The sequence below is a fragment of the Microbacterium sp. WCS2018Hpa-9 genome (assembly GCF_031843745.1).
GTDB lineage: Bacteria > Actinomycetota > Actinomycetes > Actinomycetales > Microbacteriaceae > Microbacterium.
This window is the reverse complement of sequence record NZ_JAVTIY010000001.1, coordinates 58,602-79,215: the sequence shown is the minus strand read 5'-3', so window position 1 is coordinate 79,215 and position 20,614 is coordinate 58,602. Positions and strand designations below refer to the sequence as shown.

The following is a 20,614-nucleotide window of genomic DNA, read 5'->3' as shown; positions in this document are numbered from 1 at the left end:
GTTACCCCTCGGGCAGAAGATGTGATCAGGAAGTTACGACTTCGAGAGCCTGCGCTCTAACCCCTTGCGATGTTGGCTCTCGGAGGCTATTCGGATTCGATGCTGCTCTCGGAGTGGGGTGCTCCGACGGGCTTGGATTCGCTCGATCCGCGCTGGCGAAGGTAGATGCTGAACACCACCATTGCGCCGACCGCGAGGAACTCGGATTGCCAGTTCTGAAGGGTGCGGTTCCAGAACTCGGGCGAGACGACGTACTCGAGCCAGGTGACCGGTGGGTAGCCGTGTTCTGTGTTCTCCTCGCTTGCGACAATGCGGCCGGCGAGAGATTGTGCGAACCAGGAGAGTAGGAAGATCGCGCCCATGACCAGCAAGAGAGAGTTCGAGTAGACCCACAGGCGGATGCCGCGGAGACGCGCCCACGACGGAGAGTCGCTCCGCGCGTGCCTGCCGATGAGTTGATCTGCCTCACCGCCAATGCCCTCGTCTCCGGGTTTCTTCGATTCTGGTGAGCCGCGTTGTACGAGCCAGATCGTTGCGAGGATGAAGAGGAAGAACTGCAGGAACTCGGACTGCCAGTTCTCCGCAACGTCGACGAGGAAGTCAGACGAGGTGATGAAGTCCAGGTATCCCATGGCAGGTTGTTGATGCTGCTCCAGCTGTTCGTTCGTGTAGGCCAGGCCTACGAGTGATTGACCGGCGAGTGTGAGCAGGAAGATCGTGAGGAACGCAATGCTGAGCCCGTTGTCTCGGAGACGCCTACGCATGACTCACCTCCCCGAGAGAGGCAGGATGATCATGACCGCGAGCCCGCCGCCGATGACGCCGATCCACGTCCAAAAGACGCCACGCGGCGACGTCGATTCCTTGTCTTTCATCTGACCTACCTCCTCGAACCCACGGGCCGAAGTTGCATCCCGTGATTGTTGACCGTAGGGCGATGGGGACGCCCGCTGGAAGGGGTTGACTTGCCGCCATTTCCAAACCTCGCCCGCGGGCATCGCGAGATCACGACGGCGGGTACAAGCAGCCTGGAGAAGAGGCTCCGAGGCCATGCGGGGGCTGGACGCCGGGGAGAGAGGAAACGGTGTCCCGACTATCACTGGGGAACACGTCGGGACACCTCGCCGGCTTCGCTGGGGACTCCGCCGGCTCAAGTCCAAATTAGTATGGTCACAGGCAGCGTCTTCACGAATCGCCATCCCGAATCGCAGCCCGAGCTGTTGCCAAACACGCTAATCGTCAACGATGACAGCGTTACCCCAAACCCAACAGCGGAATGTCTGATCGCCCGCTCGGAACTCGATGCCCGCGGCGAGGGGTGTCGACCGCATGACCTTGGCATCAACACAGATCGGTTCTGGACCGAAGCGAACCCATGCACGGACCCGACGTTGGGCCGCGTGCGGGTATACGGTCACGGGCGTCTCACGCAACCCGAGCTCTCGATCCGTGAGCGACTGCAGTGCTCCGCGTTTCGCCGCAGTCAGGACCGCCTGGTGCTGCGCCTGCATGTCGTAGAACGGCGCCAGTCGCTTGCTTGTCCCCATGCCGGCATCCTTCCTCCGGCCTAACTCCAGGCTAGCAAGATTCGAACATGTGTTCTAGGTTCTTAACCCATGAGCACAATGACCGTCGAACACCCAACAACCCTATGGCTGGTCAACGACATCCCCGCGAGGATGGTCTACGCGGGCCGACGATGGCGCGTCACCGACACTCCCACGAGACTCCGGCACTCGGTGTGGACTGCGCCTCTCGAGCCGCACACGGGCCTGTACGGGTGGCGATTCCAAGGAACAAACGAAGATGGCCTATCACTCGTTTTCGACGTCTATAAAGGCGAGGATGGCTGGCACGTCCACCGCAGCTACTGCTAGCCCTAGAGTTTGCTTATGACCGGAGCCGCACAGTACTTGCACGATTTTTTTGTTGCCCAGAAGGGTCAGAACGGACGCGCGTTCCGCCCGCTCTACCTTGCCACCTGCGAACTCGAGGATCAGCTACATGCGCTCGCAACGGTCGGCGGTCGCGTTCAAGCGTTTCTTGACCTCGTGCCGCGTATTCGTGAAGTGCTCAACCAGTACTGCGATCAAGAACTCGGCATGATGAGTGCTGTTGGCGGGCCTGGCATCCGGTTGGACGATAGAGACCTCTCGCTGCTTGATCTCGCGATCGAACGCACCGAACTAGATTCTCCGATGTCCGCGGACCGGGAACAGACCCTTCGAGGTCTGCTGGACGCCGTCCGCGACCTCGTTTCCGAAGACGAGACTCTCGACCCACAGCTCCGACTGTTCATTGTGCGCGCAGCCGCCGGCGTCAAGATCGCCGTGGACGACTACGAGATCACCGGTGACTTCATTCTGAGGGACGCCCTACTCAGGCTGTTTGGCCTGCTTCGTGCGGCCGAAGAGACAAGCGAATCCCCCACACGATGGAAGGATGCGTGGCAGAAGTACGGAGTTCCCGCTACTGCCGGGTTGATCGCTTCCGTCCCGCAGATCGCATTGACTAGCGCCCAGATCATCCAAGCATTGCCTGCCAGCTAGCGCGCGTCACTCTTCTGAAATCTATGCTCAGCGACACTGCACGTAGCCATGAGTAGGTCATTTCAGCACCGGGATCGGAGTGAATCCAGCCTGTGGTGAGCCCACCTGGAGTTTCACGAGAGATTCGCGATCACGGAAGGCGTTCCACGTGCGGAACAGGTAGAAGAGAGCCTGCCCCGGGAGGATGCGCCGCGAGGCGCCTGACTGAAGGTCGTTTGAGACCCGACGTGTGAGCGTCAGGAAAGGGTCGCCGGGGCCGTTCTGGATACCATCCCGGATGCGATTGAAGAACTCAGCCGTGTCGTCGACATCGAGGTGAGAGAACTCCAGGTAGGCAACCCCCAGCGCACTCACTGGCAATCGAAGGTAGCGGTACATCCCACGGGCGTGACGGGCTGCGAACTCGATGTTCGGGATCGCCAGAACCGCGTCTGCCATCTCCGACTTCGTCAGCCCCGAGCTCCCGCCGATATGAGACGCTGCGTGCTTGACGTCTCCGGCTTTGAACGCAGAGTATAGACGCGCGATGGCACCAACATCCTTCGCATCCGCACGGTCTGCCAAACCGGTGATCACGAGCATGTCCCCCGTGTTGCGCGCCGAGCCCGAGTCGAGGACCACTAGCGCGTCCTCGCTGATCCCGCGGACAACGAGCACCCAGGCTCCCTTACCCGCGGCGAGGATCGCCTGACACCGGTTCTGACCATCGATCAGATGGCCCGCAGTGTCGAACTTGATCGCCTCTCCGGTGATCACCCAGCGGTCACCCTGGATGTCACGTACGTACCCGTTGATTCGGCTCTTACGCATGTTCCGGTTGCGGTCGATGTTCACCGCCAGCCATTCGATCGCCAGCTCTGGCGTCACAAAGACATACTCGGCGGTCTCCCCCGCTGGACCGTGCGCAACGGTCGCTGTCTGAGCTTTCATGGTCACCCCTTGTCCGAGCGGGCTTCACGACGATCCCGCTGCTGAGATCAAGTTGTAACCAAGATATTTTCGGGGCGCACTATTGCCGGAACCTATTGCCCAGGTGTTGCCCAAGCTCCCACACGCAACAAAAAACCCCCGGAAAACCGGGGGTTTCTCTGTGCGCGATACTGGGATCGAACCAGTGACCTCTTCCGTGTCAGGGAAGCGCGCTACCGCTGCGCCAATCGCGCCCATGTGGGCTATTCAGTTACTGAGGTGGCGACGGGATTCGAACCCGTGTAAACGGCTTTGCAGGCCGGTGCCTAGCCGCTCGGCCACGCCACCGTGTGGATTGACCCCACGTGCGGAAGGCCTTCCGAAGAAGGCCCCTGCACTTGAGCGGATGACGAGACTCGAACTCGCGACCCCAACCTTGGCAAGGTTGTGCGCTACCAACTGCGCTACATCCGCGTTGTTCCCGGTTGTTGTCCCGGGCACTTATGAAACATTAGCCGATGATCGGCGACTGTCCAAACCGAAACCGAATCTCGCGCGTGTCTCCCAGGGTGGTCAACTTCGCCTCCGACCGTCGGGTAGTATCGGTTGACGTACCCCATAGGTATGGGCGATTGGCGCAGTTGGTAGCGCGCTTCCTTCACACGGAAGAGGTCATCGGTTCGAGTCCGGTATCGCCCACCACAACCCTGCACACTCAGGTGTCGCGGGGTTTTTCCGTACCCCCAGCCGCGCCCTCGCGCGACGCAAGCACAGCGTGACCACATGGTAGGTTAGGGTCTCCTAACCACGCCGCGGGACGACAGACGGGGAGACGATGTCGCTGATCGCACAGCCCCCTGAAGAGTCCGTCACCTGGCGCATCGACACGAGCTCCTTCGCGCTGTCGGACCACATCGAGTGGGGCGCCCATTCTCACGAAGACCGGCACGAGCTGCTCTGGGGAGCACGCGGAGGCCTGACCGCCGAGACCGATGACGGCTACTTCGCGATCCCCGGATCGCTCGGCCTCTGGATCCCCGCCGGTGTGACCCATCGCGTGGTCGCAGCCGCAGGAACGGCCTTCCGGTGCACGTTCATCACCGCCGATGTCCCTCCCATCGCGACCAGGACGACCGCCGTGGCGATGCCCGAAGTGGTGCGTGCGGTGCTCGATCGGCTCGAAGCCCCGCCATATCTTTCGGCTTCCCCGCGCCTGCACGCTGAAGAGCTGGCCGTGAGCCTCCTCGAGCCCGTCGAGGTGTCGACGGTCGACCTCCCCCTGCCCCGCGACGCCAGGACGCGACTCGTCGCCGAGGCGCTGCTCTCCGATCCCTCCGACGATCGTTCGCTCGAGGACTGGGGTCGCCACGTGGGCGCCAGCGCCCGCAACCTGTCGCGCCTGTTCGCAGCCGAGACCGGCATGAGTTTCTCCACCTGGCGCACTCGCGCGCGCATGCGCCGCGCCATCGAATGGCTCGCCGCTGACCACACTGTCGCCTACGTCAGCCGACGATCCGGCTATGCGACACCGAGCGCGTTCGTCCAGGCGTTTCGACGCGAACTCGGACGAACGCCGGGCGAGTTCGCGTCGGTGCGGAGCTATTCCGTGAAGAAGTCGGCCTGAGCGCGACACCGACTGGCACCTGTGCGACACAGGGTCGATTCATACTAGGTAAGCCAAGCCTTAGCTAACTTCTTCGGCGCCCTCCCGAATCCACACCTGGAAGACGATCCATGCGCTCCACACCCCTCTCTCTCGTCGCGCTGGCCGTGACAGGCCTTCTGCTCACCTCGTGCGCCGGCGCGACCGCGGCCGACTCCTCCCCAGACGGCGAGACCGTCGAGCTGACCACGCCCGCAGGCGTCGACATCGAGATCCCCGCCGAGCCGCAGTCCGCGCTCGGCTTCTACACGACCGACCTCGACATCCTCATCACCCTCGGATTCGAGCTCGCCGACACGCAGCCGATCCGCGACGACTTCACATCGTTCCCCGACTTCTTCCCCCAGGAGGAGCTCGAGGGGCTTGAGACCTTCGGCAACTACCCCGAGTTCAACCTCGAGGCCGTGCTCGAGGCGGAGCCGGACTTCATCCTCAACGGCCTCGGCTATGAGGAGGACCTCGACGGCAAGCTGCAGAAGATCGCGCCCACCTACACGTACAACGCGTTCGACGGCGGTGACTGGCGCGATGTGGTGGCTCAGGCTGCCGAGGACCTCGACCGACAGGATCAGTGGCAGGCCTGGGTCGACCAGTACGAAGAGCGCGTCGCCGACATCAGGGCACGCCTCGATGCGGCGGACATCCACCCCGTCGTCGCCGACGTGGGCTACTTCGAAGGCCACGTCACGACATCCTGCTACGGCGTGCCCTGCCTCGTGTTCGCCGACCTCGGCCTCGAGATGCACGAGCTCATGAACGCCACCGAAGAGGGTCTCCCCGCGAGCGACGACGTCGCGAAGCTCAGCCCAGAGCAGGTCGGTCAGCTCGACGGCGTGGACGTCGTCTTCACGGGGGCGAACGAAGACGGCACCGTCTGGATCGAGGACGATGCCTCGCTGCAGCAGAATCAGCTCTGGCAGGACCTGCCGTTCGTCGCGGGCGGTGCCTATCACCCGTACAACTACGAGATGATCTACGGCTCCCCCAGTGGCATGGACGCGTTCCTCACCGTGGTCGAGAAGGCGCTTCTCGGATGACCGTCAATCTGATCCACCGGATCGTCGTCGAGCGCGTCCGGCGTCTGAGTCCCGGCATGGTTCGCATCGTGTTCGGCGGCGACGGGCTCGACGGATTCGTCTCGACCGGGATCGGAGACGAGTACTTCCGCGTCTTCTTCCCCGCTGGAGGACAGCGCGAGCCGAATCTCCCCTTCCCGACGGAGGACGGCTACTGGGACTTCGCCGACGGCGTCGACCCCGCTCCGATGCGCACCTACACGGTGCGGAAGTGGGATGCCGAGGCCGACGAGCTGACCATCGACTTCGTCGTGCACGACGGCGGTGTCGCGGCCGCCTGGGCGCTGAACGCCCGACCGGGTGACGTCGTGGGGGTGAACACCCCGAAGGGGCTCTACGATCCGCCGGCCGAGATCGAGTGGCAGCTGTTGATCGCCGATGCGACCGGTCTTCCCGCGGCCGCACGCCTCGCTGAGAACGCTCCGGCCGGCATCCGCACCCGAGTCGTCCTCGAGGTCTCATCCCCCGAGGACGAACTCGAGATCAGCGCGGCCGACGGCGTCGAACTGCACTGGGTGCACGGCGGCAACGGCCACGCCCCCACGCGCATCGAGGAGATCCTCCGGGCATCCGAGCTTCCGAGCGGCCCCGGCTATGTCTGGGTCGCCGGCGAGACGAAGGCGACCCGCGGAGTCCGCAAGCACCTGCGCCACGAACTCAAGCTGCCGGCGTCTGCCTACAAGGTGATCGGGTACTGGACGGAGAACGCCGAGGCGTGGCGCGAACGTTACGACTCGCTCGACGAGGGCACCCATGCGCGCCTGATGGCGATGTGGGACGACGACACTCGCCCCGCGGAGGACATCGAGGAAGCGTACGAGGCCGAGCTCGAGAAGCTGGGTCTGTGACCACCGACTCATGACCGACGTTCTCACAGAGGAGCAGACGACCCAGGTCTCGGCCACCCGCCGGGGCCTGGTGATCGTCCTCCTCGCCATCGCACTGGGGGTCGTCTGCATCGCCAGCATCTTCTTCGGTTCGCAGCGCATCGGCGTCGACGAGGTCTGGAGAGGGCTCACCACGGGTGCGGGCGACTCCGGCGCGATCGTCCAGGGCATGCGCGTCCCTCGCACGCTCATCGGGCTCGCCGTGGGCGCCGCGCTCGGCATCGCCGGTGCACTGATCCAGGGGTTCACGCGTAACCCGCTCGCCGACCCCGGCATCCTCGGCGTGAACGCGGGCGCCAGCCTCGGCGTCACGATCGGGGTCGCGTTCTTCGGACTCAGTGCCGCCAGCGGATACATCTGGTTCTCGTTCGCCGGAGCCATCGTCGCGACCGTCCTCATCTACCTGATCGGATCCGCGGGCCGCACCGCACCCGATCCGATGCGGATGACCCTCGCAGGCGTCGCCCTCGGCGCCGTGATGGGCGGTCTCGTGGCGGCGATCGGTCTGCTGAACCCCCGGGCCTTCGATGCGATCCGCACCTGGAACGCCGGATCACTGACCGCTCTCACTCCCGACGTCTACACCGTGATCCCGTTTCTGCTCGTCGGTCTCGCGCTCGCGTTCTGCCTCGCGCCCTCGCTCAACGCACTCGCTCTCGGCGACGACCTGGCGGCCGCCCTCGGCTCGCGGATCGTGCTCACCCGGGTGCTCTCGATCGTCGCTGTGACCCTGCTGTGCGGTGCGGCCACCGCCGCAGCCGGCCCGATCGCCTTCGTCGGTCTGATGGTTCCGCACGCCGTGCGCTGGTTCGTCGGCCCGCATCAGGGGTGGATACTCCTCGGAACCCTGTTCGCCGCCCCGCTGCTGCTGCTCACCGCTGACGTGGTCGGGCGATCGGTGCTCCGCACCGGAGAGCTTCCGGTCTCGGTGATGACGGCGCTGATCGGTGCGCCTGTCCTCATCGCGCTCGTGCGCCGGCGGAAGGTGAGCGGGCTGTGACCGGTCTTCTGATCCCGCCCGTCGCGGTCGACGCCGGTCGACGTATCCTCACACCGCACACCCCCGTGTTCTCCCGACGGATCGGTGTGCGCGCCACGATCGTCACCGTCTCCGCTCTCCTGGCCGCCGCTGCCGTAGGCGTCTTCGCCCTGACTCTCGGCGACGTCGCCTTCTCCCCCGGCGAGGTGCTGCTGACGCTGCTCGGCTTCGGCGAGCCGCGCGCCGAACTCGTGATCATCGAATGGCGACTGCCCCGTGTCGTCGCAGCACTGGTGTTCGGCGTCGCCCTGGGCATCGGCGGTGCGATCTTCCAGTCGCTCACCCGGAATCCGCTGGGCAGCCCCGATGTCATCGGGTTCGACGCAGGCGCCTACACCGGCGCGCTGATCGTGATCACGACGATGGGCATCAGCGTCGCCTCGACAGCCGCTGCAGCCCTCGTCGGCGGCGCCACGACGGCTCTGCTGGTCTACCTCCTCGCGTTCCGACGAGGGTTCACGGGCTTCCGGCTCATCATCGTCGGCATCGGAGTCGCCTCGATGCTGGCATCCGTCAACACCTGGATCATCCTCAACGCGGATCTCCGGATCGCGATGCTGGCCAGCGCGTGGGGCGCCGGATCCCTCAACGTCATCACCGCCGAGCAGGTCGTGATCGCCGCGTGCGTGATCGTTCCCATCGGTGTCGCCGTGGCGATGCTCGCGGATCGGATGCACCTGCTCGAACTGGGCGACGACACGGCGTCCGCGCTCGGCGTCCGCACCGGCCGCACCCGTCTGCTGCTCATCATCCTGGGCGTGTGCCTCACCGCCGCGGTCACGGCGATGGCGGGTCCGATCGCCTTCATCTCGCTGGCCGCACCGCAGGTCGCGCGACGTCTGACCGGCTCCGCGAGCGTGACCCTCACGGCATCCGCAGCCGTCGGAGCGCTTCTGCTGGTCTCCAGCGATGTCCTGGCGCAACGCCTGTTCGCGCCCACCCAGATCCCCGTCGGCATCGTCACGGTGTGCCTCGGCGGTGTGTATCTGGTCTGGCTGCTCATCCAGGAAGCGAGACGACGATGACCATCACCGACATAGACACTGACACCGACACTGCGCGGCTGCGCGCCGACGACCTGACGATCGGCTACGACGGCCGCATCGTCTCAGAGCACCTCGGAGTCGAGATCCCCACTGGCTCGTTCACGGTCATCGTGGGGCCTAACGCCTGCGGCAAGTCGACATTGCTCCGCGCCTTCGCCCGCCTGCTGAAACCCCGGACGGGGCAGGTGCTGCTCGACGGTCGCGCAATCATGGAGCTCCCCACCAAAGAGATCGCCCGGCGTCTCGGTCTGCTGCCGCAGACATCGATCGCTCCCGACGGCATCCGAGTCTCCGACCTGGTGGCACGAGGCAGGCACCCGCACCAGACAATCCTGCGCCAGTGGTCTCACCGCGACCAGTCTGCCGTGGCTGCGGCCCTCGCCGCCACGGGCACGACAGAGCTCGCCGGACGACTTGTCGACGAGCTCTCCGGTGGGCAGCGGCAACGCGTGTGGGTGGCGATGCTGCTCGCACAGGAGGCGCCCACCATGCTGCTCGACGAGCCGACGACCTTTCTCGACATCGCACACCAGTACGACCTGCTGCGCCTGTTCCACGAGCTGCACACGGAGGGGCGCACGATCGTCGCCGTGCTGCACGATCTCAACCAGGCGGCGCGATTCGCCGACCACATGATCATGATGCGCGACGGCCGCGTCGTCGCATCCGGCGACCCTGCGACGATCGTCACCTCTGACCGTGTCAGAGAGGTGTTCGGTCTGGACTGCACCATCATCCCCGATCCGCACACGGGCACTCCGCTCGTCGTTCCCCGTTGAAGGGTGGGCGACGGGGCTCACGCGAGGCACCCGTCGCCCGAGAACGGGGTCAGGCGGTGCCGAAGGGGTTGTCGATCGCGTAGCGCCAGCCGTGCTCGTCGTCGTGCACGGCGACATCGGCAGTGCTGCCGCCGAGCTTCACCTCCGAGCCGTCGGGGCCGGTGCCTTCGAGGGTCCAGTCGGCGATGGCCAGGCCGACCGAGCCCGCCTGGAAGACGTGGCGGACGTTCATCGTGATCGGCAGGCCGAGCGCGAGGAACTGCTCGAGCGCACCTCGGATCGACGCCTCTCCTTCGACGGGGTGGCCGGGAGCCGGGGCGAACACGGCGTTCGGCAGGTTCAGGGCGAGCAGGCCCTCGAGGTCGCGAGCGTTGAAGCGCTCGGCGAAAGCGATGTTGAGCTGGTCGAGCGAGGTGACCGGGATCGTGGACATGGTGTCTTCCTTCGTCGTCTTGCGGACCGAGATCACGGCCCATCGAGAAGGACGTTCAGAAGTGACGGATGTGACAGACACGCGGATCAGGCGCGTAGCGCCCGCCGCGCACGGGAGACCCGCTGGCGGGCCGCCGCTGGGGTGATCGAGAGTCTCTGCGCGATCTCCTGCGCCGTCATGCCGTCGACGACGCTCAGGAGGAGAGGCTGGCGGAGATCTTGCGGGAGCCTGTCGATCGCTCGGAATGCGGCCTCTAGCCGGTCACGCAGCTCCGCCTCGGCCTCGACGTCCTGAGCAGATGCGAGCCGCTCGCACATGACCTCACCGAGGTCGTCCTTGCGGGCACGGTTCATGTCGATGGCCGTGGTTCTCACGATCGTGTCGAGCCAGGCGCACATCGGCCCTGCATCGGCAGAGCGGAGGGCCGAGAGCGAGCGCCAGGCGCGGAGTGCCGCGTTCTGGGCGGCATCGTCGGCATCCGCGAGCGGCACGCCGAGCGAGATGCTGCGTCTGCGAAGTCGATCGGGCTCGGTGCGCAGCATGCTGTCGAGCCGTGCGGAGGCGACTGCGATGGCTTCGGCGTTCAGTCAGGTCCCTTCCCGAGCTCGGACGGTCGGCCTCATGCTAGCCGAGTGCGCCACATCGACAGCGGCGTCGGTTGTTAGCCTGACGGGGTGACGACCCTGCTGGACGACTTCCTCTCGCACGACCGCAGCCGCGTGATGCACGCGGTGTGGGAGACGATCCACTCTCGGGATCCCGAGACCCTCGACCCTCTGGTCGCAGCGCTCCCTCAGCTCACGCGTGAGGCGACGAGACTCGACCTGGGCGGGGTGGTCTATTCGAACAATGCCAACCTCGAACACGCGCTCGTCAAACTCGCACAGTATCGAGACGGGAAGTGCTGGTGCGCTGTCTACCCCGGCCTGCTCACGCACGATCCGCGCAAGGAGGAGACGCACGGCCGCATCAGGATCCTCTCGACGAGCGAGCCCGGGTGGTCGATGACGTACGTCGGCGAGTGCACCGTGTGCGGACAGGTGTTCGACATCGAGCAGGGCGACCACCACTTCACCTGGTGGAACTGGGTGCCCCGCGGACTCAAGCGGCGTCGTGGCGAGGGCTGACGTCGGTGGCTGCCTGTAACGTGCCGACCGTGCCGGCCACCCGACTTCCCAGCCCCTGCTCGCTGTGCGGCCACGCGGATGCCGTGCGCGTGGCCGCGGCTCTGATGTGCGCGTGGTGCGGATGGCGATACGGGGACTCGCCGGATCCGGGTCTGCCCCGACCAGTGATCGAGGTCGTCTACTACATCCGCTACGACCGCCGAGTGAAGATCGGAACCAGTCGTCGCCCTCGACAGCGCCTCTCCAGCATCCGTCACGAAGAGCTTCTGGCCTTCGAGCGTGGCGGTCGGGATGTCGAGCAGCAAAGGCATCGGGAGTTCGCGGAAGCCCGCGAGGGAGGCGAGTGGTTCACGCTCACCCCGACTCTGTCCTCGCACATCGCGGGGCTGCGCTCTGCGGGCGAGCCATGGCAGCTGTACGCGCGATGGATGAGCTCGGCGCTGCAGAACTGAAGCCCCGCACGGGGCCGACGTTCCGTGCGGGGCTTCAGAGTTCAGATGATCAGGCTCGCGCGGTGGCCTTGACGCTCGCGGGCTGGGGCTGCGAGAACAGCACGACGAGAATCACGGCGACACCCACGACCACGTGCGGGACCCACACGTTGGGCGCCTCGGTCGAGAAGCCGAAGATCCAGGGCGACAGCGCAAGGAACAGGCTCGCGACGATGTCGAAGACGAGGTGCACGGGCATCGGAATGACGCCGAAGGGGCCCCATTCGTATTTCGTGAACAGGCTGTAGACGATGAGCCCGATGCCGAGCACGATCGGGATGATGACGGCGGGGCCGCCGACGCTCGCGAAACCGAACAGCCACGGAGAAGCGATCAGTACCACGCCGACGACGTAGTCGAGAATTCCGTGGACCTTGGTGGGGATGAAACGCATGATTCCTCCTGTGATGTCGTCGCGTGCTGCGACTCACAGATGGTTCGCAGCGGTGCGCCGAACGGATTGCAGGAGTCCCCCTCGTACCCTGAACGGATGACATCATCGCCGCCTGCCTCCCCCGTGATAGGAATGCTCCGTGTGCTCACGGGCGGAGGCGTGATCGGGATCCTGGTGTTCACGTATGTGATCGGAATTCCTCGTCATGGAGCGAGCCTGATCGACTACTTCGGCTACTTCACGAATCTGACGAGTCTGCTGACCTCCGGTGTCCTGATCGCGACGGGGCTGCTGTCGCTTCGCCGTCGCTCGGTGACTGCGCCGCTCGCCAGCGCCCGCGCGGTGGCCGTCGCATGCATGATCATCGTGGGCGTCGTATACAACGTGCTGGTCCCGGGAACCGGTAGCGCACCGGCCTGGGTGAGTGTCGCGCTCCACACCCTGTTCCCCGTGCTGCTGGTGCTGGACTGGGTGCTCATCGGCGATCGCGCTCCGATGCCGTGGCGGCGCCTCTGGCTCGTGCTCCCGTACCCGGCCATATGGCTGGGCGTCGTCTTGGTCAGGGGCATCACGGACGGCTGGGTGCCGTACGGATTCCTGCTGCCGGAGCGGGGCGTCTTGTCTCTGACGCTGCACGTCGCAGGACTCTTCGCGGCTATGCTCGCATCCGGCTCGCTGGTGTGGGCACTGAGCAGGGTGCGCGGCCTCGGGACACCCGGACGCTCGGAGGAATCAGGTTCTCAGGCGCTCGCCCAGCCGTATCGTCGCGCCAGCGCGGACGCGACGCGACCGTAGCGAGAACGGTCGAGCACAGCCGCCTCGCGCCGCAGACCGCTCTCGTGAACGCTGTACAGCAGCTCGATGTCGACCCACGACTCGCGTCCTTGCGAGTCCCACTCTCCGGAACCGATCGACAGGTAGTCGCGCTCGCCGTCGTGCGCTTTGCTCGTCATCCGCACCGCATAGACGCGATCCGCGGATTCGCGACCGATCACGAGCACCGGTCGGTCTTTGCCCCTGCCGTCGTTCTCCTCGTACGGCACCCAGGTCCAGATGATCTCGCCCGCGTCCGGCGCACCGTCCCGATCAGGCGCGTAGCTGATGCGGAGCTGCTCGATCCGGTCGGGGTCGATGCGCACCGTCTCGGTTGCCCTCGGCGAACTTCCTGTTCCGGATGCAGCGGAGCGCACCTCGTCGGAGGTGCGCACACGCGAGACCGGGCGTCTCGGACGATTGTTCGTCCGAGACGCCCGGTCAGATCCCAGTGCTGTGAAGAGGATCTCCGCGAGTCTTGCCAGGATGCCGTTCGAGTTGCTCACACGGTCACCCTAACGGCAGTTCAGGCGTCGGCCAGCGCGTATCCTTCTTCGCCGTGCACGACCTGGTCGACACCGGCGATCTCGTCTTCGCTGGTGACGCGGAATCCGATCGTCTTCTCGATCGCGAAGCCGATGATGAAGGCGACGACGAAGGAGTAGATCAGCACACCGAGGGCTGCGATCGCCTGGACGGCGAGCTGACGTGCGTCGCCACCGACGAAGAGACCGGTTCCGGTCGCGAAGAAACCGAGGTAGAGCGTTCCGATCAGGCCACCGACGAGGTGGATGCCGACGACGTCGAGCGAGTCATCGAAGCCGAGACGGAACTTCATCTCCACCGCGAGTGCGCAGACGATACCGGCGACGGCACCGAGCAGCAGCGACCAACCGGGAGTGAGGTTCGCGCAGGCGGGGGTGATGGCGACGAGACCGGCGACGGCACCGGACGCTGCACCCACCGAGGTGGGCTTTCCGTCCTTGATCTTCTCGATGAGGATCCAGCCGAGGATCGCGGCTGCGGTGGCGCCGAGGGTGTTCAGACCGATGAGTCCGACGCCGCCCATGTCCTCTGCGAGCCACTCGGCACCGGCGTTGAAGCCGAACCAGCCGAACCACAGCAGCGCGGCACCCAGGAGGGTCAGCGGAACGTTGTGCGGCTTGAGGATGCCCTTCTGGAAGCCGATGCGCTTGCCGAGGACGATCGCGAGGGCGAGTGCAGCAGCACCCGCGTTGATGTGCACAGCGGTACCACCGGCGTAGTCGATCACACCGATGCCGCTGTCTTCACCGAAGAGCGTGGTGCCGAGGTTCATGATCCAACCGCCGCCCCAGACCCATGCCGCGACCGGGAAGTAGCCGACCGTGGCGAAGACGCCGGCGAAGATCAGCCAGCTGCCGAACTTCGCGCGGTCGGCGATGGCGCCCGAGATGAGCGCGACGGTGATGATCGCGAAGGTCGCACCGTAGGCGACTCCGAGAAGTGCGACGTTCGATCCTTCGCCGGCCGCGAGGCTCGAGAGGCCGATGTCTGCGAACGGGTTGCCGGCGAAGGCGGTGGGGCTGTCGACGGCGCTCATCGAGAATCCGAAGAGGATCCACAGAACGGCGACGAGGCCGATCGAGCCGAAGCTCATCATCATCATGCTGACGACGCTCTTGGCCTTGACGAGACCGCCGTAGAAGAAGGCGACGCCGGGCGTCATGAGCAGTACGAGGGCGGTCGCGGTGATCGCCCAGGAGATGTTGCCTGGAGCATCCATAGTCAAACCTCACATTCGGGAAACTGAGAGCTTCAGTGTGAGGCCGCCCGATTTCCGGAATGCGTGAGGTTTGTTGCGGCGGCGTTACAGAGACGCCGCGTGTGTGAACATCGCGTTACACGACACTGCGATCCGCGTGTGTAAGTGCATTGAGTCTGGAGACAGCACGCAGGTACTTCTTGCGGTATCCGCCGCTCAGCATCTCTTCTGCGAACACCTGATCGAGGCTCACACCGGTGGCGACGATCGGGATCTGCGCGTCGTACACACGGTCGACGAACGCGACGAAGCGCAGAGCCTCTGACTGGTCCGTCAGCACCCGCACGTCTCGGAGGCCCACGAGATCGAGTCCGGTGATGATCCGGAGGTAGCGCGAGGGGTGCACTCGGGCCAGGTGGCGGATCACATCCGCGAACGAGTCGTCGGATGCGGTGCCCCGACCGGCACCTTCCTCGATCGCCCGGCCGTACGCATCGTCATCGCTGACCACGGCGTGCCCGTCGAGCGCGCGCTGACGGAAGTCGACGCCATCGATGCGGATCGTCTGGAAGCTGTCTGACATCGCATGGATCTCACGGAGGAAGTCCTGTGCGGCGAAGCGCCCTTCGCCCAGTGCGTTGGGCGGAGTGTTCGAGGTCGCAGCGAGCTTGGTTCCGGTCGGCACGAGTTCGCCGATGAGGCGCGTCATCACCATGGTGTCGCCCGGATCGTCGAGCTCGAACTCGTCGATGCACAGCAGATCGGCGCCCTTGAGCAGGTCGACGGTGTTCTTGTATCCCAGTGCGCCGACCAGGGCCGTGTACTCGATGAAAGAGCCGAAGTACTTCCTGCGTGCCGGCATCGCGTGATAGATCGATGCAAGGAGATGCGTCTTTCCGACGCCGAACCCGCCGTCGAGGTACACGCCGGGCTTGACCTGGGGCTCCTTCTTCGCGCGGCTGAAGAAGCCACCGCGTTTGGCCGGCGCCCCTCCGCGCCCGGCGAAGCGCATCAGCGTCTCCTTCGCCTCCTCCTGAGACGGGTACGCCTCATCAGCGCGATAGCTCTCGAACGTGGCGCCGTCGAACTGCGGCGGCGGCACGAGGCTGGCCAGCATCTCGGGACCGGTGACGGTCGGCTGTCGATCTGTCAGGTGCACGATGCCCGTGCGGGTGGGCGTGTCGGTCATCACTGTCCTGTATCGGGGGCGCACCTGTGTCGAAGTCTTACGAATCGGGTGCAGGGCGCTCGGCGTGGATCTATCGTCGAAGTATCGGCTCCACATTACGCCGTCACCCCCTGCATCATCGCCGCTCACCGTCTGAGGAGATCCCTGTGGCCATCGAGTTCGACACCACTTCGTCAAAGTTCGCCGAGTATGCCGAGCCCGGCCGGCTCGTGACCACCGAGTGGCTGGCCGAGCGCCTCGGCACACCCGGACTGGTCGTCGTCGAATCCGACGAAGACGTGCTGCTCTACGAGACCGGTCACATCCCGGGCGCCGTGAAGGTCGACTGGCACACCGAGCTCAACGACCCGGTCGTTCGCGACTACGTCGACGGCGAGGGGTTCGCGAAGCTGCTCAGCAGCAAGGGGATCTCCCGCGACGACACGGTCGTGATCTACGGCGACAAGAACAACTGGTGGGCCGCCTATGCGCTCTGGGTCTTCTCGCTGTTCGGCCACGAGGACGTGCGGCTGCTCGACGGCGGTCGCGACCGCTGGATCGCTGAGGGCCGTGAGATCACCCGCGACGCCCCGCAGATCACGCCGACGGAGTACCCCGTCGTCGAGCGCGATGATTCCGTGATCCGCGCATACAAAGAAGATGTTCTCGCCCACATCGGCAGCCCCCTGATCGACGTGCGCTCCCCCGAGGAGTACAGCGGTGAGCGCACCACCGCGCCGGCATACCCCGACGAGGGCGCTCTGCGCGCAGGTCACATCCCGACGGCTCAGAGCGTGCCGTGGGCGAAGGCGGTCGCAGAGGACGGCGGCTTCAAATCACGCACCGAGCTCGATGCGATCTATCGCGACGGCGCCGGTCTCGCAGACGGCGACGAGGTCGTCGCCTACTGCCGCATCGGTGAGCGATCCAGCCACACCTGGTTCGTCCTCAAGCACCTGCTCGGGTTCGAGAACGTCCGCAATTACGACGGCTCGTGGACCGAGTGGGGCAGCGCGGTACGCGTCCCGATCGTCACCGGATCGGAGCCCGGATCCCTCTGATCGTGGAAAGATGGCAGGGATGAGCATGAGCGAAGTTCCTGACACCCTCGCCGAGATCCGCGACGGATTCCTCGAGACCCCCGAGGCGGATCGCCTGCTGCTCCTGCTGGAGTATTCGGACGAGCTGCCCGAGGTCTCCGAGGAGGTCGCAGACCACCCGGAGATGTGCGAGCGCGTCGCGGAGTGCCAGTCCCCCGTCTACATCTACGTCGAGGTGAACGACGACGTGGTCACGATGCACGCGACGGCTCCGCCCGAGGCTCCGACCACGCGTGGATTCGCGAGCATCCTCGTGCAGGGCATCACCGGCCTCACCGCCGACGAGGTCCTGGCGATCCCCGACGACTACCCGCAGTCGATCGGGCTCACCAGAGCCGTGTCGCCCCTGCGCATCGGCGGCATGACGGGAATGCTCATGCGCGCCAAGAAGCAGGTCAGGCAGAAGCGCTGAAGCCCTGGGCGGCGAGCCATCCGGTGATGGCGTCGCTCCACCCGATCTGGTCGTAGTTCCAGATCTTGGTGTGCCGCGCGCCGGAGAACGCCGGCATCGTCACGAGATCCGGGCGGGCATGTTGGAGCGCGTGCGACGCGTCGGCGGGTACGAATCCGTCGTCATCGCTGTGCAGGATGAGAATGGGCAGCGTCAGTTCGTCGGCTCGCGCCACCATGTCGAGGCTGTCGAACGGGATCGCGTTCTCCGCCCCGCTGAGCCGCGCGGTGAACGGAACGGACAGCGCCGTCATCGCCAGGTCAGGCAGCGGCGCGCGCATTCCCGCCTCCCTCGCCTGGAAGCGCAGCACGCTGCGCCAGTCGATCACGGGTGACTCGAGAATCAGTCCGACGATGCGGTCGCGGTTACCCGAGTTCAGGGCGGTCTGCATCGCGACGGCACCCCCCATCGACCAGCCCATCAGGATCACCCGCTCAGCGCCATGGCGCAGGGCGAAAGACACCGCGGCGTCGACGTCGCGCCACTCGGCGGCCCCCAGCGCGTAGGCACCGCTTCTGCTGCGCGGAGCCTCGCCGTCGTTCCGATACGACACGACGAGATTCGGGAAGCCCGCCGCATGCAGCACCGGAACTGCGCGAAGGCACTCGGCACGGGTGACCCCGCGGCCGTGCACCTGGATCACCCATGTCGACGAATCGGCGGGGAAGAGCCAGGCCGGGCACGGCCCCGCAGGCGACCCGATGAGCACGTTCTGCCACGGCAGGTGGAGCTCGCTGGGTGTGGAGTAGTACCAGCCGCTGAACGCCGCGCTCCTGTCGACGCGGGCGCCGGGCTCGATCTGCGTGAGCAGCTTGCGCCGCACAGTCGTCGCGTCGGCGCTGAGCACCGCACCGAGCTTGACGTACCCGTAGGTGCCCGAGGTGAAGAGACCGTATCGCCCCGGCAGCTCGGTGTCTCGTGTTCGGGAGAGCTCGATCGTCTGCGCGCCGGTGTCGACAGCGAGGATCTCGGCGTCGGCCGGCCGTTTCTTCGGAATCACGACCCGGCGGGCCACGCTGAAGACGAGCAGGGCCAGCGCCGTCCCGAGAGCGAACAGTGCAGGGACAAGGAGCGCAACGGCGTGCCTGAGACTCTTCATCGCTTCCTGACTCTAGCCTGTTGCCGTGACCGCACACCCCGATGCCGGGACGATCTTCGACGCCGCCGTGGCCGAACTGCGCGATATCGCCTTCCGCGCAGACATCACCATCCGCGAGATACCCACACCGCAGGGCCTCGCTCCGCACGCCCTCGCGCTTGCCGCCGACGTCCGCCCGGACGACGGCGGAGAGTCCGCATACGGCACCGGGCGCTTCGTTCTTCTACATGATCCCGACAACCCGGCAGCGTGGGATGGGGACTGGCGGATCGTGATCTTCGCCCAGGCGCCGCTGGAGACGGAGATCGGCACCGATCCCCTGCTCGCTGACGTCACGTGGTCGTGGCTCGTCGACGCGCTCGACTCCCGGGGCGCCGGCTATCACTCCGCATCCGGCACATCGACCAAGACCCTGTCGAAGGGCTTCGGCGGCCTCGCGGTCGAAGGAGACGGCGCACAGATAGAGTTGAGGGCGTCCTGGACACCCGAGGGCCCCTTCACACCCCATGTCGAGGCCTGGGTCGAACTGGTCGGGATGCTGGCGGGTCTTCCGCCGGGTTCCGAGGGCATCGCCGTTATCGGCGCGCGAAAGGCAGCACGTGACTGAATACTCCGTGATCTCCGACGTCTCGGAGTTCCATGCGGCATGCGCCGCTTTGGCCGCAGGCACAGGTCCTGTCGCCGTCGACGTCGAGAGGGCATCCGGATTCCGCTATTCGCAGCGGGCGTATCTCGTGCAGGTGTTCCGCCGCGACGCGGGCGTCTTCCTCTTCGATCCGCCGGCGCTCGGCGACTTCAGCCCGCTGCAAGAGGCGATCGGCGATGTGCTCTGGGTCTTCCATGCTGCCAGCCAGGACCTCCCTTCACTCCGCGAACTCGATCTGCTGCCTCGAGAGATCTTCGACACCGAGCTCGCATCGCGTCTACTGGGTCATGACCGTGTCGGTCTCGCCGCCGTCGTGGAGAACACGCTCGGCATCACCCTCAAGAAGGAACACTCCGCCGCTGACTGGTCGACCAGACCGCTCCCCGCGGCCTGGCTCGAGTACGCGGCGCTCGATGTGCTGCATCTCATCGACGTCTACGAGGCGCTGGAGGCTGAGCTCGAGGAGCAGGGCAAGACCGCGTATGCCGCAGAGGAGTTCGCCGCCACGCTCACGCGGCTTCCCAAGCCTCCGCGCGAAGACCCCTGGCGTCGCCTGAGCGGGCTCCACCAGGTGCGAGGTTCACGAAACCTGGCAGTCGCGCGCTCGCTGTGGCAGGCTCGCGAAGCCTTCGCACAGGATCAGGATGTCTCTCCGGGGCGTCTGGTGCCGGATCGCTCACTGATCGCTGCGGTGCTCGCCAACCCGCAGAGCAAGCAGGCGCTCGCGGGCATCAAGGACTTCCAGGGTCGAGCGAGCCGCACGCAGCTCGACCGCTGGTGGCAGGCGATGGTCGACGGCCGCGCGACCGAGGAGCTGCCGCGCGAACGGGTTCCGAGCGAAACGCTGCCGCCGCCGCGGGCGTGGTCCGACCGCAACCCTGAGGCGGATGCGCGCCTCAAGGCCGCTCGGCCCGTCGTCGAGGCCACGGCTGAAGAGCTCGGAATGCCCACAGAGAACCTGTTGACCCCCGATCACCTTCGCCGGGTGGCCTGGGATGTACCGGGAACGACGCCTGAAGCCATAGGCGAAGCACTCGCGGAGCTCGGTGCCCGTCCCTGGCAGATTGCACAGACTGCACAGAAGATCGCCGACGCCTTTGTAGAAGCCGCGCAAACCCCCGACGAGCCCCCGTCGGACGCTTCGTAGGTTCGATCCAACCGATTCCTCCCCGTTTCCGGCCCTCCATAGACTGAGGCCAC

The 20,614-nt window shown here is 65.8% G+C and carries 23 protein-coding genes and 4 tRNA genes; 15 read left to right on the top strand and 12 right to left on the bottom strand.

Annotated elements, in window-relative coordinates:
• Positions 1–86: 86 nt before the first annotated feature.
• Positions 87–764 (bottom strand): DUF6766 family protein, encoded by a 678-nt coding sequence (locus tag RQG82_RS00380; RefSeq protein WP_311257169.1) that lies wholly within the window; start codon positions 762–764, stop codon positions 87–89.
• A 1,128-nt stretch (positions 765–1,892) separates the two neighbouring features.
• Between RQG82_RS00380 and RQG82_RS00375 the strand changes: the two genes are divergently transcribed.
• On the top strand, positions 1,893–2,549 hold the full coding sequence (locus RQG82_RS00375) for a hypothetical protein (RefSeq protein ID WP_311257168.1): 657 nt from the start codon (positions 1,893–1,895) through the stop codon (positions 2,547–2,549).
• Between the two features lie 57 nt (positions 2,550–2,606).
• Here RQG82_RS00375 and RQG82_RS00370 read toward each other — a convergent pair whose 3' ends face one another.
• The 4 genes from RQG82_RS00370 to RQG82_RS00355 form a co-directional block, all read right to left on the bottom strand.
• Positions 2,607–3,479: a hypothetical protein gene (locus tag RQG82_RS00370; RefSeq protein ID WP_311257167.1), complete on the bottom strand. Its 873-nt coding sequence runs from the start codon at positions 3,477–3,479 to the stop codon at positions 2,607–2,609.
• A 161-nt stretch (positions 3,480–3,640) separates the two neighbouring features.
• Positions 3,641–3,712: transfer RNA gene (locus tag RQG82_RS00365), tRNA-Val, on the bottom strand.
• A gap of 23 nt (positions 3,713–3,735) precedes the next feature.
• A tRNA-Cys gene (locus tag RQG82_RS00360) sits at positions 3,736–3,806 on the bottom strand.
• A 53-nt stretch (positions 3,807–3,859) separates the two neighbouring features.
• Positions 3,860–3,932: transfer RNA gene (locus RQG82_RS00355), tRNA-Gly, on the bottom strand.
• A 152-nt stretch (positions 3,933–4,084) separates the two neighbouring features.
• Between RQG82_RS00355 and RQG82_RS00350 the strand changes: the two genes are divergently transcribed.
• The 7 genes from RQG82_RS00350 (at position 4,085) to RQG82_RS00320 (ending at position 9,948) form a co-directional block, all read left to right on the top strand.
• Positions 4,085–4,160: transfer RNA gene (locus RQG82_RS00350), tRNA-Val, on the top strand.
• Positions 4,161–4,293: 133 nt separating this feature from the next.
• Positions 4,294–5,082, top strand: coding sequence for an AraC family transcriptional regulator (locus RQG82_RS00345; RefSeq protein WP_311257166.1), 789 nt, complete (start codon positions 4,294–4,296; stop codon positions 5,080–5,082).
• A gap of 110 nt (positions 5,083–5,192) precedes the next feature.
• Positions 5,193–6,158, top strand: coding sequence for an ABC transporter substrate-binding protein (locus tag RQG82_RS00340; RefSeq protein WP_311257165.1), 966 nt, complete (start codon positions 5,193–5,195; stop codon positions 6,156–6,158).
• The gene (locus RQG82_RS00335; RefSeq protein ID WP_311257164.1) at positions 6,155–7,045 is read left to right on the top strand and encodes a siderophore-interacting protein; all 891 of its coding nucleotides are present in this window, start codon (positions 6,155–6,157) and stop codon (positions 7,043–7,045) included. The genes RQG82_RS00340 and RQG82_RS00335 overlap by 4 nt, the downstream gene beginning before the upstream one ends.
• A 10-nt stretch (positions 7,046–7,055) precedes the next feature.
• Positions 7,056–8,084 carry an iron chelate uptake ABC transporter family permease subunit gene (locus RQG82_RS00330; RefSeq protein WP_311257163.1) on the top strand — a complete coding sequence of 343 codons (1,029 nt, stop codon included), beginning with the start codon at positions 7,056–7,058 and terminating at the stop codon, positions 8,082–8,084.
• Positions 8,081–9,148, top strand: a complete 1,068-nt coding sequence (locus RQG82_RS00325; RefSeq protein WP_311257162.1) for an iron chelate uptake ABC transporter family permease subunit — start codon at positions 8,081–8,083, stop codon at positions 9,146–9,148. Before RQG82_RS00330 ends, RQG82_RS00325 begins: the two co-directional genes overlap by 4 nt.
• Positions 9,145–9,948: an ABC transporter ATP-binding protein gene (locus RQG82_RS00320; protein WP_311257161.1), complete on the top strand. Its 804-nt coding sequence runs from the start codon at positions 9,145–9,147 to the stop codon at positions 9,946–9,948. Before RQG82_RS00325 ends, RQG82_RS00320 begins: the two co-directional genes overlap by 4 nt.
• Before the next feature lie 49 nt (positions 9,949–9,997).
• Here the strand turns inward: RQG82_RS00320 and RQG82_RS00315 are convergent, their stop codons facing one another.
• Positions 9,998–10,381 carry a nuclear transport factor 2 family protein gene (locus tag RQG82_RS00315; RefSeq protein WP_311257160.1) on the bottom strand — a complete coding sequence of 128 codons (384 nt, stop codon included), beginning with the start codon at positions 10,379–10,381 and terminating at the stop codon, positions 9,998–10,000.
• An 86-nt stretch (positions 10,382–10,467) separates the two neighbouring features.
• Positions 10,468–10,923, bottom strand: coding sequence for a sigma-70 family RNA polymerase sigma factor (locus tag RQG82_RS00310; RefSeq protein WP_311257159.1), 456 nt, complete (start codon positions 10,921–10,923; stop codon positions 10,468–10,470).
• 132 nt (positions 10,924–11,055) lie between these two features.
• On the opposite strand from RQG82_RS00310, the gene RQG82_RS00305 reads away from it, so the two are divergent.
• Positions 11,056–11,508, top strand: coding sequence for a hypothetical protein (locus RQG82_RS00305; RefSeq protein ID WP_311257158.1), 453 nt, complete (start codon positions 11,056–11,058; stop codon positions 11,506–11,508).
• 29 nt (positions 11,509–11,537) lie between these two features.
• Entirely contained in the window at positions 11,538–11,960 is a 423-nt protein-coding gene (locus RQG82_RS00300) for a GIY-YIG nuclease family protein (RefSeq protein WP_311257157.1), read from the top strand.
• Between the two features lie 49 nt (positions 11,961–12,009).
• Here the strand turns inward: RQG82_RS00300 and RQG82_RS00295 are convergent, their stop codons facing one another.
• On the bottom strand, positions 12,010–12,393 hold the full coding sequence (locus RQG82_RS00295) for an SPW repeat protein (protein ID WP_311257156.1): 384 nt from the start codon (positions 12,391–12,393) through the stop codon (positions 12,010–12,012).
• 96 nt (positions 12,394–12,489) lie between these two features.
• Here RQG82_RS00295 and RQG82_RS00290 point away from each other — a divergent pair, with 96 nt between their 5' ends.
• Positions 12,490–13,188 (top strand): Pr6Pr family membrane protein, encoded by a 699-nt coding sequence (locus tag RQG82_RS00290; RefSeq protein WP_311257155.1) that lies wholly within the window; start codon positions 12,490–12,492, stop codon positions 13,186–13,188.
• Here the strand turns inward: RQG82_RS00290 and RQG82_RS00285 are convergent.
• The 3 genes from RQG82_RS00285 to zapE all read right to left on the bottom strand — a co-directional run bounded on the left by RQG82_RS00285 (position 13,134) and on the right by zapE (position 16,139).
• Entirely contained in the window at positions 13,134–13,712 is a 579-nt protein-coding gene (locus tag RQG82_RS00285; RefSeq protein WP_311257154.1) for a type II toxin-antitoxin system PemK/MazF family toxin, read from the bottom strand. The two genes, RQG82_RS00290 and RQG82_RS00285, sit on opposite strands and share 55 nt — an antisense overlap.
• Positions 13,713–13,732: 20 nt before the next feature.
• Positions 13,733–14,971 carry an ammonium transporter gene (locus RQG82_RS00280; protein WP_290160611.1) on the bottom strand — a complete coding sequence of 413 codons (1,239 nt, stop codon included), beginning with the start codon at positions 14,969–14,971 and terminating at the stop codon, positions 13,733–13,735.
• Positions 14,972–15,086: 115 nt separating this feature from the next.
• A complete protein-coding gene (gene zapE, locus RQG82_RS00275; RefSeq protein WP_311257153.1) occupies positions 15,087–16,139 on the bottom strand; it encodes a cell division protein ZapE in 1,053 nt (350 codons plus the stop codon).
• 146 nt (positions 16,140–16,285) lie between these two features.
• Here zapE and RQG82_RS00270 point away from each other — a divergent pair, with 146 nt between their 5' ends.
• Both RQG82_RS00270 and RQG82_RS00265 read left to right on the top strand, forming a co-directional pair.
• On the top strand, positions 16,286–17,179 hold the full coding sequence (locus tag RQG82_RS00270) for a sulfurtransferase (RefSeq protein WP_311257152.1): 894 nt from the start codon (positions 16,286–16,288) through the stop codon (positions 17,177–17,179).
• Between the two features lie 19 nt (positions 17,180–17,198).
• Positions 17,199–17,630 (top strand): SufE family protein, encoded by a 432-nt coding sequence (locus tag RQG82_RS00265; RefSeq protein ID WP_311257151.1) that lies wholly within the window; start codon positions 17,199–17,201, stop codon positions 17,628–17,630.
• Here the strand turns inward: RQG82_RS00265 and RQG82_RS00260 are convergent.
• Positions 17,614–18,768, bottom strand: a complete 1,155-nt coding sequence (locus RQG82_RS00260; RefSeq protein ID WP_311257150.1) for an alpha/beta fold hydrolase — start codon at positions 18,766–18,768, stop codon at positions 17,614–17,616. The genes RQG82_RS00265 and RQG82_RS00260 overlap by 17 nt on opposite strands.
• Before the next feature lie 25 nt (positions 18,769–18,793).
• On the opposite strand from RQG82_RS00260, the gene RQG82_RS00255 reads away from it, so the two are divergent.
• Both RQG82_RS00255 and RQG82_RS00250 read left to right on the top strand, forming a co-directional pair.
• Positions 18,794–19,375 (top strand): DUF3000 domain-containing protein, encoded by a 582-nt coding sequence (locus tag RQG82_RS00255; protein ID WP_311257149.1) that lies wholly within the window; start codon positions 18,794–18,796, stop codon positions 19,373–19,375.
• Positions 19,368–20,561 carry an HRDC domain-containing protein gene (locus tag RQG82_RS00250; protein ID WP_311257148.1) on the top strand — a complete coding sequence of 398 codons (1,194 nt, stop codon included), beginning with the start codon at positions 19,368–19,370 and terminating at the stop codon, positions 20,559–20,561. Before RQG82_RS00255 ends, RQG82_RS00250 begins: the two co-directional genes overlap by 8 nt.
• Positions 20,562–20,614: the final 53 nt, after the last annotated feature.

Bases quoted from the DNA above. Each gene is read 5' to 3' on its own strand.
- RQG82_RS00295 (WP_311257156.1), bottom strand. From the start codon at position 12,393: ATGCGTTTCATCCCCACCAAGGTCCACGGAATTCTCGACTACGTCGTC.
- RQG82_RS00345 (WP_311257166.1), top strand. From the start codon at position 4,294: ATGTCGCTGATCGCACAGCCCCCTGAAGAGTCCGTCACCTGGCGCATC.
- RQG82_RS00370 (WP_311257167.1), bottom strand. From the start codon at position 3,479: ATGAAAGCTCAGACAGCGACCGTTGCGCACGGTCCAGCGGGGGAGACC.
- RQG82_RS00330 (WP_311257163.1), top strand. From the start codon at position 7,056: ATGACCGACGTTCTCACAGAGGAGCAGACGACCCAGGTCTCGGCCACC.
- RQG82_RS00335 (WP_311257164.1), top strand. From the start codon at position 6,155: ATGACCGTCAATCTGATCCACCGGATCGTCGTCGAGCGCGTCCGGCGT.
- RQG82_RS00260 (WP_311257150.1), bottom strand. From the start codon at position 18,768: ATGAAGAGTCTCAGGCACGCCGTTGCGCTCCTTGTCCCTGCACTGTTC.
- RQG82_RS00310 (WP_311257159.1), bottom strand. From the start codon at position 10,923: ATGCTGCGCACCGAGCCCGATCGACTTCGCAGACGCAGCATCTCGCTC.
- RQG82_RS00315 (WP_311257160.1), bottom strand. From the start codon at position 10,381: ATGTCCACGATCCCGGTCACCTCGCTCGACCAGCTCAACATCGCTTTC.
- RQG82_RS00320 (WP_311257161.1), top strand. From the start codon at position 9,145: ATGACCATCACCGACATAGACACTGACACCGACACTGCGCGGCTGCGC.
- RQG82_RS00280 (WP_290160611.1), bottom strand. From the start codon at position 14,971: ATGGATGCTCCAGGCAACATCTCCTGGGCGATCACCGCGACCGCCCTC.
- RQG82_RS00290 (WP_311257155.1), top strand. From the start codon at position 12,490: ATGACATCATCGCCGCCTGCCTCCCCCGTGATAGGAATGCTCCGTGTG.
- zapE (WP_311257153.1), bottom strand. From the start codon at position 16,139: ATGACCGACACGCCCACCCGCACGGGCATCGTGCACCTGACAGATCGA.
- RQG82_RS00380 (WP_311257169.1), bottom strand. From the start codon at position 764: ATGCGTAGGCGTCTCCGAGACAACGGGCTCAGCATTGCGTTCCTCACG.
- RQG82_RS00375 (WP_311257168.1), top strand. From the start codon at position 1,893: ATGACCGGAGCCGCACAGTACTTGCACGATTTTTTTGTTGCCCAGAAG.
- RQG82_RS00265 (WP_311257151.1), top strand. From the start codon at position 17,199: ATGAGCATGAGCGAAGTTCCTGACACCCTCGCCGAGATCCGCGACGGA.
- RQG82_RS00340 (WP_311257165.1), top strand. From the start codon at position 5,193: ATGCGCTCCACACCCCTCTCTCTCGTCGCGCTGGCCGTGACAGGCCTT.